General features: G+C 40.6%; 18 protein-coding genes. 1 reads left to right on the top strand and 17 read right to left on the bottom strand.

The annotated features are described in order from the left end of the window. Positions 1-271 precede the first annotated feature (271 nt). From ireK to gmk, 8 genes are all read right to left on the bottom strand, one after another. A complete protein-coding gene (gene ireK / locus AB3I72_RS05710; RefSeq protein ID WP_368023686.1) occupies positions 272-2,440 on the bottom strand; it encodes a serine/threonine protein kinase IreK in 2,169 nt (722 codons plus the stop codon). Further along, a complete protein-coding gene (locus AB3I72_RS05705) occupies positions 2,437-3,186 on the bottom strand; it encodes a Stp1/IreP family PP2C-type Ser/Thr phosphatase (protein ID WP_002354922.1) in 750 nt (249 codons plus the stop codon). The genes ireK and AB3I72_RS05705 overlap by 4 nt, the downstream gene beginning before the upstream one ends. Position 3,187: 1 nt before the next feature. Next, positions 3,188-4,567: a 16S rRNA (cytosine(967)-C(5))-methyltransferase RsmB gene (gene rsmB, locus AB3I72_RS05700; RefSeq protein ID WP_002354921.1), complete on the bottom strand. Its 1,380-nt coding sequence runs from the start codon at positions 4,565-4,567 to the stop codon at positions 3,188-3,190. A gap of 5 nt (positions 4,568-4,572) precedes the next feature. Beyond that, positions 4,573-5,514, bottom strand: coding sequence for a methionyl-tRNA formyltransferase (fmt, locus tag AB3I72_RS05695; protein WP_002365369.1), 942 nt, complete (start codon positions 5,512-5,514; stop codon positions 4,573-4,575). Beyond that, entirely contained in the window at positions 5,507-6,001 is a 495-nt protein-coding gene (gene def / locus AB3I72_RS05690; RefSeq protein ID WP_002371656.1) for a peptide deformylase, read from the bottom strand. Before def ends, fmt begins: the two co-directional genes overlap by 8 nt. A 26-nt stretch (positions 6,002-6,027) precedes the next feature. After that, the gene (gene priA / locus AB3I72_RS05685) at positions 6,028-8,460 is read right to left on the bottom strand and encodes a primosomal protein N' (protein WP_368023685.1); all 2,433 of its coding nucleotides are present in this window, start codon (positions 8,458-8,460) and stop codon (positions 6,028-6,030) included. 154 nt (positions 8,461-8,614) lie between these two features. After that, positions 8,615-8,917: a DNA-directed RNA polymerase subunit omega gene (gene rpoZ / locus AB3I72_RS05680; protein WP_002354916.1), complete on the bottom strand. Its 303-nt coding sequence runs from the start codon at positions 8,915-8,917 to the stop codon at positions 8,615-8,617. Positions 8,918-8,921: 4 nt separating this feature from the next. After that, entirely contained in the window at positions 8,922-9,536 is a 615-nt protein-coding gene (gene gmk / locus AB3I72_RS05675) for a guanylate kinase (RefSeq protein ID WP_002354915.1), read from the bottom strand. 222 nt (positions 9,537-9,758) lie between these two features. Between gmk and AB3I72_RS05670 the strand changes: the two genes are divergently transcribed. Further along, positions 9,759-11,240 (top strand): DUF1958 domain-containing protein, encoded by a 1,482-nt coding sequence (locus tag AB3I72_RS05670; protein ID WP_368023684.1) that lies wholly within the window; start codon positions 9,759-9,761, stop codon positions 11,238-11,240. A 42-nt stretch (positions 11,241-11,282) separates the two neighbouring features. On the opposite strand, the gene AB3I72_RS05665 is transcribed toward AB3I72_RS05670, so the two are convergent. From AB3I72_RS05665 to AB3I72_RS05625, 9 genes are all read right to left on the bottom strand, one after another. Beyond that, complete coding sequence (locus AB3I72_RS05665; RefSeq protein ID WP_368023683.1) at positions 11,283-11,588, bottom strand: hypothetical protein; 306 nt, start codon at positions 11,586-11,588, stop codon at positions 11,283-11,285. A 55-nt stretch (positions 11,589-11,643) separates the two neighbouring features. Next, positions 11,644-12,528: a YicC/YloC family endoribonuclease gene (locus AB3I72_RS05660; RefSeq protein ID WP_061100879.1), complete on the bottom strand. Its 885-nt coding sequence runs from the start codon at positions 12,526-12,528 to the stop codon at positions 11,644-11,646. A 16-nt stretch (positions 12,529-12,544) separates the two neighbouring features. Continuing rightward, entirely contained in the window at positions 12,545-12,763 is a 219-nt protein-coding gene (locus AB3I72_RS05655) for a YdbC family protein (RefSeq protein WP_002381076.1), read from the bottom strand. Between the two features lie 175 nt (positions 12,764-12,938). Beyond that, entirely contained in the window at positions 12,939-13,409 is a 471-nt protein-coding gene (locus AB3I72_RS05650; RefSeq protein WP_002354908.1) for an ASCH domain-containing protein, read from the bottom strand. A gap of 167 nt (positions 13,410-13,576) precedes the next feature. Then, positions 13,577-14,230: a bifunctional 4-hydroxy-2-oxoglutarate aldolase/2-dehydro-3-deoxy-phosphogluconate aldolase gene (locus AB3I72_RS05645; RefSeq protein WP_002354907.1), complete on the bottom strand. Its 654-nt coding sequence runs from the start codon at positions 14,228-14,230 to the stop codon at positions 13,577-13,579. Between the two features lie 4 nt (positions 14,231-14,234). Then, positions 14,235-15,308 carry a mannonate dehydratase gene (uxuA, locus tag AB3I72_RS05640; RefSeq protein WP_002388613.1) on the bottom strand — a complete coding sequence of 358 codons (1,074 nt, stop codon included), beginning with the start codon at positions 15,306-15,308 and terminating at the stop codon, positions 14,235-14,237. A gap of 23 nt (positions 15,309-15,331) precedes the next feature. Continuing rightward, positions 15,332-15,784, bottom strand: coding sequence for a PTS sugar transporter subunit IIA (locus AB3I72_RS05635; RefSeq protein ID WP_002354905.1), 453 nt, complete (start codon positions 15,782-15,784; stop codon positions 15,332-15,334). A gap of 77 nt (positions 15,785-15,861) precedes the next feature. Continuing rightward, positions 15,862-16,368, bottom strand: coding sequence for a PTS sugar transporter subunit IIB (locus AB3I72_RS05630; RefSeq protein ID WP_002354904.1), 507 nt, complete (start codon positions 16,366-16,368; stop codon positions 15,862-15,864). A gap of 21 nt (positions 16,369-16,389) precedes the next feature. Further along, on the bottom strand, positions 16,390-17,262 hold the full coding sequence (locus AB3I72_RS05625; protein WP_002354903.1) for a PTS system mannose/fructose/sorbose family transporter subunit IID: 873 nt from the start codon (positions 17,260-17,262) through the stop codon (positions 16,390-16,392). Positions 17,263-17,282: the final 20 nt, after the last annotated feature.

Here is a 17,282-nt window from a genome sequence, read left to right as displayed (position 1 = left end):
GAATTCTCTTGTTATTCAGTACAAAACGGGAATCCTCCTATACTTAAAAAATCTTCAGCTAACCAAGCTGCTATATGTATGTTCATTAGCCTAATCCGCAACAGCTCTTAAAAGTAGCGGTTACCATCAACTCTGCTCTATATTTCAATGTTATCATAACTTAATACTTGTTTATTCTCAGTTTTTTTTTCAATCTAAGGATTTTCTGATAAAAAAATACAAACAGAGGTACTTCGAAAAATAGAAGTACCTCTGTTTGTATTAAAATGTATTAGTTGTTCCCTGCCTTACTTGTATCATCTGTTGAAGATTTCGAACTAGAATCATTTGCTTTTGAATAATAAACTGTAACAGAGTCGCCTTTTTTGACTTTGCTGCCAGCGGATGGGCTAGTTCGTTCAACGACTTGGCCATCGCCAGAGCCAGATAATCCTTGTTCATTGATTTTAAGGCCAGCGTTATTGATGCTGTCTTCTGCAGCTTTTGGCGAATAACCTGAAATATCAGGAACAGTTACTGAGTCACTGCCTTTGCTGACATGTAAAGTAATCGTGTCATTTTTCGGATCAACAGCGGTACCAGAAGCTGGTTCTTGACTAATCACGGTATCTTTTTCAACCTTGTCGCTTTCTTCGTCCACTCGTTTAATTTGAGATTCTGGGATACCTAAAGCAATTAAGCGACTTACCGCATTATCGTAAGAAATTCCGCTATAATCAGAAAGTGTCACTTTGTCGCTGCCTTTACTTACATATAACGTCACTTGGCCATTTTTAGGTGTCACGGTGCCACCTGGTGCGGGGTCTTGCGTAATGACTAAACCTGGTTCTACCGTATCGCTTGCTTGGTCGACACGCGTAATTTGAGATTCAGAAATACCTAATTGCGCCAGTGCATTTACTGCATTTGTGTAAGAATAACCGGCGTAACTAGGCAAAGTAACCGCTTCTGGTCCTTCACTGACCGTTAAAGTGACGTTGTCTTTTTTCGGATCAACTTTTTTACCTGCAGCTGGTTTTTGTTTAATAATGCTATCCGTAGACACAGAATCACTGTATTCTTTTTTCGTTGTAATTTGGTCTTCTGAAAACCCTAGTTTTTTCAAGGCTTCGACAGCAGATTCATACGATTCGTTTGTATAATCGGCCATCTCAATTTTTTCTGTTCCAGAGCTGATGTACAAAGTAACAGATCGGCCTTTTTTCACAGATGATTTTGCTTCGGGGTCTGTTTTGACCACCTTGCCTTCTTCAATCTTATCGTCGGGAATTTTTTTGGTTTCACTATCGACTTTCAGCCCGGCACTTTGTAGCGCTTGTGAAGCGGCCGCTTTCGTTTCATTTGTAACATCAGGAACTTCAACGTCTTTACCACCCGACATTGCAAAGGCTAAGCCACCTATTGCTAAAGCAATTAATGCCGCAATTGCTAAGCCAATCCACAATTTTTTACGGTTTTTCTTCGGTGGTTGTTCAGCTAAAATGTCATCTGCGATATCTTCTGGGACTTCGACAGGCGTTGTCTCTTCCGGTTCAGCGATGTCTTCGGGTATCGGAGTTAATACTTTCGTTTCTTCTAATAAAGCCGTTGGTTCCCACGCAGGTTCGTTTAAACGACTGGCTGACAAGGACGTGTATAAGTCTTCTGCCATCTCATTCGCTGTTTTGTAGCGATCGCTTGGGTCTTTTGCGGTTGCGTGACGAACCACATTTTCCAATGATTGAGGAATTCCTGGATCAAACATTTTGACAGAGGGAATTTCTTCTTGAAAATGTTTTAAGGCAATCGTTACGGCTGATTCACCATCAAAAGGTACATTCCCTGTTAGCATTTCATAGAGAATAATTCCCACAGCGTAAATATCTGATTGGTTGGTCGCCATGCTTCCGCGCGCTTGTTCTGGCGATAAGTAATGCACCGAACCTAACATTGTGTTCGTTTGCGTAATTGACGTTTCTGACAAGGCAATCGCAATCCCAAAGTCAGTAATTTTGACTGTGCCGTGTTCGTCAATCAGAATGTTTTGCGGTTTTAAATCCCGGTGAATAATTCTATGTTCATGTGCCATTGCGACAGCAGATAAAATTTGTTGCGTAATATCCACAACTGTGGAATAAGGAATTGGGAAATGCGTTTGGATGTACCGTTTTAAGTCCATTCCTTTCACATATTCCATGACTAAATATTGTAGTCCATCTTCTTCGCCTACATCGTACACACTGACGATATTCGGGTGAACCAGCTCAGTTGCGGCTAGTGCTTCACGCTGAAAACGTCGGATGGCGGCTTGATCGTTTTGGAAGTCAAAGCGCAAGACTTTTACTGCAACGTCTCGGTCTAAAATTAAATCGTGTGCTAAATAGACGTTGGCCATGCCGCCACTTCCGATGCTGCCAATAATGTGATATCGACCATTCAGCTTCTTGCCGATTTCTATCATTGGTTTTCCTCCTTCTGTTCGTCAAAGTGTATCACTAACACGGTAATGTTATCTAAACCACCCGCTTCATTTGCTTGGGCAACGAGTTGGCTTAATTTGGATTCTAAGGGATCTGACGTCTCTAAAATTTCTAAAATTTTTGTCTCAGGAACCATATTGGTTAAACCGTCCGAACATAACAGTAAATAGTCATTAGGCAGCCATTCATGATTGGTTACATCGACTTCGACAGTGCCAGGCATTCCCAAAGAACGTGTTAGGACATTTTTTCGTGGATGATTTGCAGCCATCTCACGAGTAATCTCCCCTGATTTTACTAGTTCATTCACTAAAGAATGATCTTCTGTTAATTGTAACATGTGTTGGTCACGAACTAAATAAGCACGACTGTCCCCCACATTTGCTAAGACAAATGAATCCGGTAAAAGGATGGCACCAACCACGGTTGTCCCCATTCCTAAATACTCTGGTTTCGATTGTCCGCGTTCATAAATTTTTTCATTTTCCTTTTGAATTGCTTGAATTAACCACTGTGCAGATTTTTCAGCTGAGTCGACAGACGCATTGGACCAACTCTCACCTAAATTATTGACTGCCATTTGGCTAGCGACATCACCTGCTTGGTGACCACCCATGCCATCTGCTAAAACAGCAAAGGTTATGTGTTGTTGGTTCTCAAAAACGTTGGCATAATCTTGGTTCGTATTTCTTTTGCGACCGACATCTGATTGAACGTTGATTTCCAAATTATTTCACCTCATTTGAACTAACTTTCCGCATACAGCAAATAAAGAAGCCATCTGTCATGTATTGATGGGGATACAGAACCAGTTCTTGCTCTTTTACTACTGCTTGGACGTTTTCATTTGCAACAATTTCAATTTTTTCAAATTCAGGGTGTTTGGCTAAAAAGGCTGCCACCACTTCCTGATTTTCTTCTGGCGTAATAGTACAAGTGCTATAGACCATTATACCCCATTGTTTTAGTGTTGGGGCAACACTTTCTAAGATTTCTAACTGAATTTTAGGTAAATTTTGAAAATCATTGGCCGTTTTATGGTATTTAATGTCTGGTTTACGGCGCATCAGCCCTAAGCCTGAACATGGCGCATCAACTAAAATCCGATCAAAGGTTTCTGCGGGAAATTCTTCTGCCACTTGTCGCGCATCAAGCTTTTCTGCTTGGACGACATCCGCCACATGGAGGCGTTGCGCATTTTCATTAATTAGCTTAATTTTGTGCGCATGAATATCTAAAGAGGTCACACGACCACCTGCTTCAGCCTCTAAAAAAGTTGCGATATGAGTCGTTTTGCCACCAGGAGCCGCACAAGCATCCAAGACACGATGATGCGGTTCAATTTGCATCGCTGGAGCCACGAGCATAGAGCTTTCATCTTGAATGGTTAAACAACCGTTAATAAACAGTTCACTACCAGCTAAGTAGCCTTTTTCAGCGACAACACCATAAGGGGAAAGTTGACTTTCCTTCGCGGCAATCCCTGTTTCTTGTAATTCTTCCAGCGCTTCTTCTCGTGAAATAAACCGTGTGTTTACTCGGCCACTCGCATGACTTTTTTCAAATAATGATAAACCTAACTGCCGTGTTTCTTCTTCGCCTAATTGGGCAAGTAATTTTTCTGTTAACCAACGTGGCATGCTAATTTCCGTGGCTAAACGATCAACTGGATCGCTAATTGCGGCCAAACTAGGTGCTCCATTTCGTTGGAACGCCCGCAGCACGCCATTCACGAATTTACCAATCCCAGGATTGCCACGACGTTTGCCAATTTCAACCGCTTCATTAATGACTGCATGATCAGGCACTTTATCTAAATAAAGTAATTGATATAACGATAAAATCAATAAATTTTTCACCCAATTATCGACTTTTTGCGGTTTCTTAACAAATGGTGTTAAGTAGTATTCCAACAATAATTTGCGACTAATTGTGCCGTAGACAAGTTCTGTAAACAAGCGGCCATCTTTCTCGCTTAGTTCTGATTTTGTCATCATTTCATTAAGTAAAAGATTGGAGTACGCCCCACCTTTATCCACACGTTCGATGGTTTCTAAAGCAACGTATCGAACAGAACGTTTTAATTTCTTGGGGATTTTTTCAGCCATTTTTGTTAGTCCACCTTATCTTTTTCTGCGACATTTTGACCAACGCCATTTAAAAATTCTTGAATCGTTAATTGACCTTTACCTGCTGGTTGCAGGCGATCAATTTGAAGAACTGTCCCTTCGCCACAAGCAATCCATAGCGCTTTTTTACTACGTTGGATAATCGTTCCTGGGGCGCTGGTTGTTGTTTCAGTCAGTGGTGTCACTGCCCAAATTTTCCAGTTGGTCCCTTGGTAGGTTGTGAACGCTGTTGGCCAAGGACGCATACCACGCACTTGGTTATCAATTGCCTCAGCGGTTTTTTGCCAGTCAATTCGTTCTTGTTCTCGAGTAATATTTGGTGAAAAAGTAGCCTCTTCTTCCACTTGTGGAATAGGCGTGATTTCGCCAGCAATTAGCTTAGGTAACGTCTCTAATAAAAGTTCTTTTCCTAGAATGCTTAATTTTTCAAACATGGTGCCTACATCGTCTTGTTTCGTAATCGGAATTGCACGTTGCGATAAAATCGCGCCAGCATCCATTTTTTTCACCATTTCCATAATCGTGACGCCTGTTTCTTTTTCTCCTTCAATAATCGAGTAATGTACAGGTGCGCCGCCACGATATTTTGGTAAAAGTGAGGCATGGACATTAATCGCACCTAGTTTGGGCGCTTTTAAAATTTTCTCTGGTAAAAATTGTCCAAAGGCTGCTGTCACAATTAAATCCGGTGCTAAGTCAATCACTTTTTCCATTTCAGGAGAACCTGAAATTTTCTCTGGTTGTAAGACTAATAAGTTATGTTTTAAAGCTGCTTCTTTGACAGGCGTTGGAGTAATCACTTTTTTTCGGCCAACTGGTCGATCTGGTTGCGTGACAACCGCTTGAACGTCATAGCCTGCCTCGATTAAACTTTCTAAAATCGGAACAGAAAAGGCTGGTGTGCCCATAAATACAATTTTAGTCATCAAAATGTTCCTCCATATACGCTTCTAAATCTTCTGGTGCAATTTTCTCAATCATTTTGTCGATAAATAACTCGCCATTCAAATGATCAATTTCGTGTTGAAAAGCTCGAGCTAAATAGCCGTAAGCCGTAACTTCCATTTCTTCACCTTCACGGTCAAAATAACGGACAGTCACTTCATCTGCTCGTTCAACGGTTCCATATGTTTCTGGAATACTTAAACAGCCTTCCACATCAATACTGGTTCCCTTTTTTTCAATAATCACTGGATTAATTAGTTCAAAACGACCAGATTCTTCATCGATTTCAATCACTGCCATTTGCAAATTTTTACCAATTTGCGGGGCTGCTAAGCCAATCCCATCATGGGCCAGCATTGTTTCATACATATCCTCTAGTAACTGCACAATTTCATCGGTAATAATCGTCACAGGTTGAGCCTTCATTTTTAAGTGTTCGTTCGGGTGAATCACAACTGGATAGCGCATAAGTGCTCCTTTCAAAGCTGTATTTTTTAAATAAAATTCATGGGTTCTGCATCAATGGAAAGCTTTAAGCCACGAGCCGTTGCTCGTTGTGTATCGGTTAAAATTTCTTTCAATAATGGTTGAAGCATTGGTTCTTGTTTATACTTGATAATCACTTGATAAAAGTACCGATTATTGACACGCATAATTGCGTTGGGCGTTGGTCCCAACAAAATAGCTTGCGGCGATAAGCCTTGTTTTAATTTCGTCGCAATTTGAAACATTTGTTTCGCTGCTTCATTCTCTTCAGGATGGCTAGCCGTAATTTGGACCGTAAAATAGTACGGCGGATAATCCCCACGATGACGAATATACATTTCTTTTGTATAAAAATCTTCATAATCTTGGGCTTTTGCCAATTGTATCGCATAATGCTCGGGGTTAAAAGATTGAATGATGACTTCCCCCGGTTTTTCAGCGCGACCAGCTCGACCGCTGACCTGTGTCAATAACTGGAATGTCCGTTCACTGGAACGAAAATCGGGTAAATTCAAGGCGGTATCAGCATTTAAGACACCGACTAACGTCACATTTGGAAAGTCCAGTCCTTTGGCAATCATTTGTGTGCCTAATAAGATATCCGCTTGTCCTTCACCAAATGTTCGCAAAATCTTTTCATGCGCACCTTTGCGTCGGGTCGTATCAACATCCATTCGGAGAATACGACTGTCTGGTAACAACGTTTGTAATTCTTCTTCTACTTTTTGTGTGCCTGTTCCGTAGTAGCGAATTTTATCTTGGCCACAGTTAGGACAGCGATAAGGAATCCGCTCTTCATGCCCACAATAATGACATTTCATTGTTTTGCTATCCATATGCAAAGTTAAGGAAATATCACAATTCGGACACGGCAACACATAGCCACAATCGCGACACATCACAAATGACGAATAGCCACGGCGATTAAGCAGGAGAACACTTTGTTCGTTTTTCTCTAAGCGTTCTTGGAGTTTTTCTTGCAACGACATGGAAAAAGAAGAGACATTGCCATTTTCTACTTCTTGACGCATATCCACTACATCAATCGTAGGCAAAGTTGCCGCTTGATTGGCACGCTGTGTTAATCGTAACCGCTGATAAACGTTTTTTTGTGCGCGAGCGCGTGATTCCAAGGACGGCGTGGCACTGCCTAAAACAACAGGGCAATGATGGTACTCCGAACGCCAAATCGCTAAATCTCTCGCGTGGTAGCGGGGGGTTTCTTCTTGTTTATAACTTGCCTCGTGTTCTTCATCAATAATGATTACACCGATGTTTTCGATTGGCGCAAAAATGGCAGAACGCGCGCCAACCACCACTTCCGCTTCTCCTCGTTCAATCTTCCGCCACTCATCGTATTTTTCACCTTGCGATAAGCCACTGTGCATTACAGCAACATGTTCGCCAAAGCGACTTTTAAAGCGTTGCACCATTTGTGGAGTTAAAGAAATTTCAGGAACAAGCATAATGGCTGTTTTGCCTTGGTTAAGAACTTCTGCAATGACCTGTAGATAAACTTCTGTTTTCCCGCTTCCTGTAATACCTTCCAATAAATAGGTTTGACTTTGCTGTTCTTGGACCGATTGTAAGATTGTTTCCACAGCCACCTGTTGTTCTGCGTTCAAAGATAACGCAGTCGTTTTTTCAAACGTCTGATTAGCAAACGGATCACGATACGCTTCTTTTTCAATGAACGTTAACCAGCCGTTTTTGGCCGCTTCATTTAAAAGCGCGGTACTGAAACCTAATTCTTTCATTTCCTTCACAGCGGTGATTTTTTCAGTGCCCAAGCGTTGTAAATAGTAAAGAAGTTGCTCTTTCTTCTTAGCTCCCTTGCGTAAACCCAAACGAATTTCCTCTAGTTGTTCAAATTCCTTAGCGGCTTGAATGAAGCGGACCATTTTGACTTTATTTCTCGTCGTAACTTCGTAGCGAATATCGACTTTTTGCTGTTTACGCAACGCCATTAGTTGAGGCAAAAGCCCACGTTCTTGCGCTTGGTCCCACGAAATTTCCTCTAAACCATAAAATAACTGATCTTGTAATTCTTCAGAAAGCTCATCCGTTAAATAAATATATTTTTGGTAATCGGCACGCATTACGCTAGGCAACATGGTTTGCAAGCAAGTGATTTTAAAGGCAAACGTTTTTTCCTTCATATAATCAGCTAAAGCCAACATTTCTATATTTAAGACAGGTTTTAAATCCAACACCGCCACTAGTTCTTTCAACTGAACGTTGGTTTCGTCAAGAACCGTTGCAGCCATTGGTTCAATGGCTAGAACAAACCCTTGAACATGCCGATTACCGTTACCAAAAGGCACTTCTACACGCATGCCGACAGCCAATTGCTCATTTAAATTTTCAGGAACTAAATAAGTGAATGGTTGATCGGTTTGCATCGTTGGTACATCCACAATAACTTTGGCTACTTTTTGCATGGTGCGTCCTCCTTTTTATGTAAATTCTCTTTGCCTATTGTACTAAAGATTGACTGATTTGTCTTGTGTGTCTCGTTGGCACCTTTCAGAATAAACGAAGAGAAAGCCTCTGAAATAGACAGACGGCTTTCTCCATTCGTTGACAATCATTCAATTAATTTTTTTCGTCACGTAAACGGTTTTCTAATTCTTTTTGTTCTTGTTCACGTTGGCGTTTGCGTTCTTCACGTTCAATGCGTAGACGTTCGCGTTTTTCTTCAGGATTTGGATCACTGATCACTGTTCCTGCTTCGATTTCTTCTAACGCACGACCCACACTTTTTACAGAATCAAAGGATTCAACGGTTGGTTGAACGCCTTCATCTAATTCATGCGCACGTTTGCTTGCTAAAATAACCAAAGAATATTTTGAAGGGACTTCTTTTAACAATGAGTCAATTGACGGTTTTAACATCATAAGGCTACATCTCCTCTAACATTTTAATATATTTTCCAATTACACGGTCAACACGGAAGTGCTCACTCGCGATAATGTCTTTAATTCGTTGCACGGCTAAAGGAACTTCATCATTCACTACCGCATAATCATACAGCGCCATCATTTCGATTTCTTCTCTGGCCACAGCCATTCGTTCTTCAATCACAGACATTTCGTCTGTTCCGCGGCCAATAATTCTTGATTTTAATTCCGCTAAATCGGGGGGTGTCAAAAAGATAAATACGCCATCAGGCACTTTGTCTTTGACTTGTTTAGCCCCTTGGACTTCGATTTCTAAAAAGACGTCTTTGCCTTCATCTAGCGTCTGGTTAACATACGTTAATGGTGTCCCATAATAGTTACCAACATATTCCGCATATTCCAACATTTCTCCAGCTTCAATCATCGCTTCAAATTCTTCTCTTGAACGGAAATAGTAATCTACTCCATCCACTTCGCCTTCTCGCTGTTTCCGAGTGGTCATTGAGATTGAATATTGAAAATCATTTTCTTCACTGTCGAAAATAGCCTTTCTTACAGTCCCTTTCCCCACTCCTGAAGGACCTGACAATACGATTAATAACCCGCGCTCTGACATAACGACTTCCTTTCAAAACATAATTTCACAGTATTAGTTCTATTTTGCACTTTTTTTCTGCAATTTTCAAGACTTTCTTGGAGATTCACTGAAAAAATAACATTTCTTCTTTAATTTGGCTTTCATAACTTGTTCTTTTTTTAAACAAATTACCTAGAATTCCTATACAGGCAGCCATTTTTTAAGTAAAATGAAGTGATGACTCCTTTAGGATGAAAAAACGTGAATAAGAAAGGACTGAGAAACATCGCACGAATTAAACCATTTACATTGTTTCTGCTAGGCTTAGTTGTCAGTTGTGGGGCCTTTTTTGCCCAACCTACTGTGACTCACGCAGAAGAAGATATTACCGCGATTGCTAAAAAAATGGGGACGACTCTGAAAGCGGATGGCATTCCCAAAGCAGCCATCGTTGTTGATGCTGATTCTGGAGAAATTCTCTGGTCGCAGCAACCAGATTTAGCGTGGAATCCTGCCAGTATTGCCAAAGTGATGACCATGTACTTGGCCTTTGAAGCAATGGAGCAAGGAAAATTTACAATGGATACGACTGTGACTGCTACGCAAAAAGATGTCGATATTTCTAAAATATATGCCATTAGTAATAACAAAATTACGTTAGGTGTTGCTTATCCAGTCCGTGAACTGTTAAAAATGATTGCTGTCCCCTCTTCTAATGTGGCGACTCTCATGTTGGCAAACTTAATTTCAGGGAACCAGCCTACTGACTTTGTTCATTTAATGAATCAAAAAGCGGCTGAATTAGGGATGACAAATACTACCTATTACAACTGCAGTGGAGCGCAAGCAAGTGCCTTTAACGGCCTGTATCAAATGCAAGGAATTGACCCAAATGGCGATAACGTCTCTACAGCTAGAGATTTAGCTTCACTAACCTATCATTTTCTGAAAAATTATCCAGAAATTTTAGAAATCACCAATAAACCAGTGGTGAAAACAATGGTCGGCACGCCTTACGAGGAAACTTTTGAAGCGTACAATTATTCTTTGCCAGGCGCTAAGTATGGCTACCAAGGCGTGGATGGTTTAAAAACAGGCTCTAGTCCAACAGGCGGCTTTAACTATATTGCGACTGTCAAACAAGGGGATTTCCGTTTAATTGAAGTCATTTTAGGCGTTGGTAATTGGCAAAACCAAGATGGTGAATACGAACGTCATGTGGCTGGGAATGCTTTGCTGGACTATGCCTATACGACATACGAACGCAAAAAACTTTTAGACAAAGGACCACAAACCATTGATCACAAAAAAGTCACTTTGGCTAACGATTTATACGGTGTCGTTCCCAAAGGCAGTCAACCTACTTTTAAATTAGTAGCAGGGCAAGTGCAAGTCGACACGCCCTTGACCTTGTTAAATAGTACGGTTCAAGCGCCAAAAGTGGCTTACCAAGAAGTTAAGCCAAAACAAACAACAGCGGAAGCTGCGTCAGAATCAAACGAACATTCTGGGGAAACCACCGTTGCAGAACCGAATCATTTTATTCCCAAATCGATTGCCACAAGTGTTTTAGTCCTTTTCGGGCTGATTTTCTCAGTAATTACCCGTCAGCTTCAAAAACGTTTAGAACGTCAGAAAAAGCACGGCAAAGAAAGCAGTAAAACTGCAGCCATGCGGACAATCTTTTTAAGTGCCGCAGTTCTTTCTTTCCTATGCGCCGTTGGCTTGTTTCTTTTATTCTAATTAAAAAAATACCACCAAGCGTGAAATGCTTGGTGGTATTTTTTATAAGCCCATATTAGAAAGCGTATTGACCACGTTCATCAATTCATCGCGACGACGAACTTGTTTGTCGACAGGGCTGTCAACTTCTTTCACGTCAATGCGAACAACAAAGTGACGATTTAAAGTTACAAACGTGTCTTCGTTAATTTGGATATTTAATTCTGTTTCAGAATAGCTTGCACAAGCATCTTGCCAGACGTCAAATGGTTCTCTGTCTGAAGCGACTTCTGTTTTTACCACAGAACGACCACTTAATTCTTGAAAGGTTACATCATAAAATTTAGTCATTGCTTTCACCTCTGTCATTTATTCGTTACTTCTATATTATAGCGTTTTCTGGAAAAACACGAAACCATTTTCTCTATTCGACATTTTGAATTTGTTCACGAATCTTTTCTAAGGTTGTTTTCATTTGAACGACACTATTTTTTATTTCAATTGGACTTGATTTCGAACCAATCGTATTGACTTCACGGTTCATTTCTTGAATTAAGAAATCTAGTTCTCGGCCCACTGGTTCTGTTTCATCAAGCAACTGATGCAACTTATCAATATGGATATCCAAACGATCCAATTCTTCATGAATATCGCCTTTTTCCAATAAAATGGCCATTTCTGTTAATAAGCGTGTTTCATCCACTTGGCTCCCTAACCATTCGTTTAATTTCGCTTCAAAACGCTGACGGTATTCTTGTTCAAAAACGCCCACAAACGCTTGCAGCTCTTGAATTGATTGGGTCAACACTGCTACGTAGTCAAGCAGGACTTGTTTAATTTGCGTTCCTTCTTGCACACGGCTTTGGTCAAGACTAGCGATGGCTGCTTCAAATGCTTGAACAAGAAATGGTTCAAATGTCTGATCAACGATTTCTGCTTCCACTATTTCGACAAAATCATTTTGCTTTAATAAATGGTTGACCGTGCTCCCTGCATCAAACGTTGCTTCCGGATAGTTTTCCTTTAAATGTTGATCTACCGAAGTTAATAATTGATCAATTAAGTCCCACTGCACGAGTACTTCTTTTTGATTGTTGCCGATTTTTTGGAGATTTACATAGACTTCCACACGTCCACGTTTTAACGTGCGTTTGATTACTTGCCGAATCACCAGTTCATAGGCATTCAGTTCCTTGGGCATACGCAATTGAATATCTAAAAACCGCTGATTAACACTTTTGACTTCGATATCCAATTGATAATTTTCATTTTGAATGGTCTTTTTTCCAAATCCAGTCATACTTTTCATTGACAGGGTGCTCCTTTTACATGGATTTAATTGTTTTGCTTAATTCAGCAAATTCTTCGTTGGTTAAGGTGATGCCTTTACCCATTTTTTCGTGATCAGGGGCCCATTCACGCAAATCAAATTTTGGTGGACGACCATTCCAACTAATTAAATTCAATTCTTTACGCCAGCCACGAGCATTCTCAGATAACACAGCGACTTCTTCTAAAATTTCATATGAAAATTCTTCTTTCATAACATTCACTCCTTGTTAGTATTCCTTAGGTTATTGTACCATCTTTTCCTCGACACTTAAAATACACATCTCTTTTCTATCACCCTGTCTATATAAACATACGCAACTTTTTCAAAAAATCAGTAAAAAAAGCGACAACTGCTCGTTTCAATCGTGTCAGTCACCGCTTCTCTGTCTATTCTTTTTCTGTATAAAGATCCACCACTTCAAAACTTTGGCAAACTAACAGCATGTCGGGATAAAATTGTAGCTGATAGGGGGCCAGTTCTTCTTTAAAGAACCGCGCATGCTCTTCATACCAATAATCCAATGTCAAATCTCCTTCACCTTCCGCTTGTGCAAAAGATTCTGAGACCTTATTCATGGGCATAATTTCAACTTTGGTTGTTCGAATAATAGCCAGCGGTTGAGACTGACCATCTAAAATTATGTCGTATTGACCAGCTTTAGGGAGTTGTTCTTCTTCCATTTTATAAATATCTAAAGAAGAACATGTCGCTGTCTTACGACCAGAAACAACCAATTGACCCAAACGATTACCCATCTCAGAAGAGCCATCACCAAACATCCACACATCGGGCATCAACATATCTAATTCATGTTTATCTAAAAAGTTTTGCCAGAACACTTCTACATTTTTTAACATCCTTTGCTCTCCTTTTTATTTTTACTTCACGCAACCTTCTTTCACTAATTATACATAACTGATTGCTTTTCTCCTATACTATTTTTACAAAATGAAAACTAAAATAATGTCAGTAACATTTGGACAGAAAAAAAAGAGGACTAAGTAACAAAACTTAGCCCATCTTTTTATTTTGCTTGTCGTTCTTTGATTTTCGTGAGTAAAGATTGAACATGCTGGCGTGCCGAAGCTTCATCTTCTTGAAGCATCTTTTCCGATAAAATAAAGGAGCCGCCCACTGCTAATACTTCTTTTGCTTCCACATACTCTATAAAGTTTGTTTCATCAATCCCACCAGTTGGTAAAAATTGAACATCATAAAACGGGCCACTTAAACTTTTGATGGCTTTTAACCCGCCGTAAATATCGGCTGGGAAAAATTTAACCACTCGTAAGCCATACGCCAGCGCTCGCTGAATCTCCCCAGGCGTAGCTGTTCCTGGAAAAATAGGCACCTCATTTGCCAGACAAAAATCAATGACTTCTGGAACAATCGCTGGTGAAACAATGAACTGTGCACCGTTCGCTACTGCCTCTTGGGCTTCTTTCAAGGTTCTAACAGTTCCTGCACCCACAATTAAATTCCCTGAAGCAGCAAGTTGTTTGATGGCAGGCAAGGCCAGCTGACTCCGAAAAGTGACTTCAATAAACGGTAATTCGTTTTCTACTAAGACTGATTCTACTTGTGGCAAATAGCGTAAATCTGTTGCAGTGTATAGTGGTAAAAGTTTGCATGTCGCTAATTGTTGATACAGTTGATTTTTTTCAACTTTTGTTTCCATTCTGTCACTTCCTATTTTGTTTGGCTTTGGTTGCTTCGTACAGTCCTTGAATATAGGTCAACCCCATTGCTCGATCATATAAACCATAACCAGGCATCGCTTTTTCATCCCAAATTGCCCGCCCATGGTCAGGGCGAATAACGCCTTCATACCCTACGTCTACCAGTGCTTGCATTAATTCCGCCATATCTAACGAACCAGCGACACTCGGATGCGCCGTTTCTTCAAAACGATGCTCGCCTAAATACTTCACATTGCGGAAATGAACAAAATTAATTCTGTGACCTATTTCACGAATCATAGTAGGCAAATCATTCGTCGGGTCCGCACCGAGGGAACCTGTACAAAATGTAATCCCATTTGCTGGTGAGTCCACCAAGGAAAGGATCCGTTTTAAATCCGCTAAATTTTTAGTGATTCTTGGCAAACCAAAAATTTCCCAAGGTGGATCATCGGGGTGAATCCCCATTTTGATATTTTCTTCTTCACATACAGGAATCACACGTTCTAAAAAGTAGCGCAAATTTTCGACCAAATCTTCTTCCGTTACGCCGGCATACATGGCTTTCAATTCTTGAAATTGTTGCAAACGCTCCTCTTCCCAACCTGGTAACCGGAATCCTTTTGACTGACTGTGAATTAATTGATACATGTCTTCTGGCTGCATGTTCTCTACCACAGCTTGATCAAATAACAACGATAAGCTACCATCTTCATTCTCATACGCCAAGTCCGTTTTAGCCCAACCAAAAATAGGCTTGAAACTGTAGCACACTAAGGAAATTCCACATTTCCCCAAGTTACGCAATGTCTGGCGATAATTATCAATATAGTGGTCTCGTTGATCCGTTCCCGCTTTAATGGCATCATGAATAGCGACACTTTCAATTCCTAAAAGTGCTAATCCTTCTTGTTCCACCGATTGTTTAAGTGCCTGAATTTCGGCTACTGTCCAAACATCACCTGGTAGTTTATTTAACAAGGTACCGACAACGCCAGTAATTCCTGGAATCTGTCGAATGTGTTTTAACGGAATGGCATCGCCTGCCGCTCCGTACCATCTAAATCCCCATTTCATTGCTTTCACCCTTTACTACATTCTTAAAAATCATCGTCCTCATCCTCTTCGTCCTCAAAGGAAGTCATAGAAATATCCCATGCTTGCACACTTTCTTTGCCTTGCGCAACAATCGCTTGCGCCGCTTCAGCAATCGGTGTGCCCAATAATTGATGGTTTATCGCTTCTAAGACCATTGGTAGGTTGGTACCACTCACCACAAAGATTTTCTTTTGTAGTGCTGGTTCGAGTTCGTTAATCACCAAAACTGCCTGATTGTAAGGACTCGCACTTAATAAGTCAACCATGACCAACACGCCATCCCCTTGTTGGACGTTCTCAATCGCTGTTTTAATTTGTCCGCCTAGTGCTTGGACATCGTCTCCACTATTTAGATTAACGGTTTCGATATTTTCGGTTGCGCCCATAATCACGGTAGCTGCGTCTTTCGCACCGTCACTTAGTGCACCGTGTGTAGCAATCACAATCCCTAACATAAAAGTTCCTCCTTCAATTCAGTGGCTTGAGTCATTACTTCAAACAGTCATGCAATGACTCAAGCGACTGGCCTTTTTTATAAATTAAATTTGCCTAAAACCTCTTTTAAACTAGTTTTTGGTGCAGAAGGCGTTGCTTGGAAATAAATATCTTCTACGCCATACACCTCATGTAGTTCTTTTAATTTTTCAGCATCTTCTTTGTTTAAATAAACTGATTTGGTTACTAATAAATCTTTTTCTGGATTCTTCTGTGCAATACCGCCGATGTTTAACTCCTTCATAGGGACTCCGTGTTTTACTAAGTCATAAATTACAGAGACGGTTTTAGCGATTAAAATACAGTTGTACTCTTTGAATTGGTATTCATCCCAATAAAATTTGGCTTTTTCCGGCGTAATGACAATGGTTTTTTGTCCTGTCCGACTGCCTGCACTTTTGTATAAATCACGCATAAATTTATCCTTTGCCACCACTTCATCGACAACGAAAATGGAATTAACGCCACTTTTTTGAGACAAGGTCACCATCACTTGTCCATGAATTAATCGTTCATCTACTCTTGCTAAATTTACTACGCCCATCTGATTCACGTCCTTTTCTTTTTATAAAATACCGACTGTTGCTAAGACAATTAAGATACCTGTTAACCACAATAATGCTTGCGTAACTTTCAAGCCTTTTTTCGTATAGAACCAATACACGCCCATTACGACAGCTAGCGGCAAGAGTCCTGGGACAATCTGATCAAGGATATCTTGGACCACAAACTCACGGCCAGAAAGTTTAAATTGAAGGGTTGAAGAAACTTTGACATAATTACCAGCTAAAATTCCCATCATGAACAACCCTAAAACAGATAACATTTCAATGGCTTTTTGAATCCCCGCACTTTGCATTAAGCCTGTAGCATTCCGCCCCATTTTGAAGGATTGTCTCGCAAAGAACACACCTAACAGTACTTGATAAAGGGCAAACGCGACAAAAGGGAAAATCGCACCTAATGCGCTACCTTGTTGCGCCCACGGCACCGCAATCGCAATAAAAATATATTGAACCGTGCCTGAGTCAATCGCATCACCAATCCCAGCTAACGCGCCCATCAAGCCAGCTTTGGTGTTATACATTAAATCATCTTGCATCATGATTTCGCGGCCTTCATGTTCTTCTTTGGCCCGCTCTTGTTCCATGGAAGCCATCAACCCAGTAATGACCCCGCCGCCCCAACTTAATTGCGTATTGAAAAACAGCAGTTGACGCATATAAGCGGCTTTTAATTGTTCATCGTCTTTATATAATTTCTTTAAAAGTGGCATCATTGCGTACAATAACGAAGGCGCCAAGTAACGTTCAAAGGAATGGGGAATTTCATTGGCAAAATGCCAACGGAGATAGGCTTTTGTAACATCTTTATTGGTAATTTCTTCTGGTGCTAAATTCGTTGTTTTCGGCACGACTTTTTCTGTTGTTTCCGTCATTTCAGTTCCTCCTTTTTCTT

Origin of the sequence: Enterococcus sp. GC34 (assembly GCF_040886645.1) — a bacterium.
In the GTDB taxonomy this organism is placed as follows: Bacteria; Bacillota; Bacilli; order Lactobacillales; family Enterococcaceae; genus Enterococcus; species Enterococcus faecalis.
The sequence above is the reverse complement of the archived record's forward strand: the minus strand, read 5'-3'. Positions and strand labels throughout refer to the sequence as shown.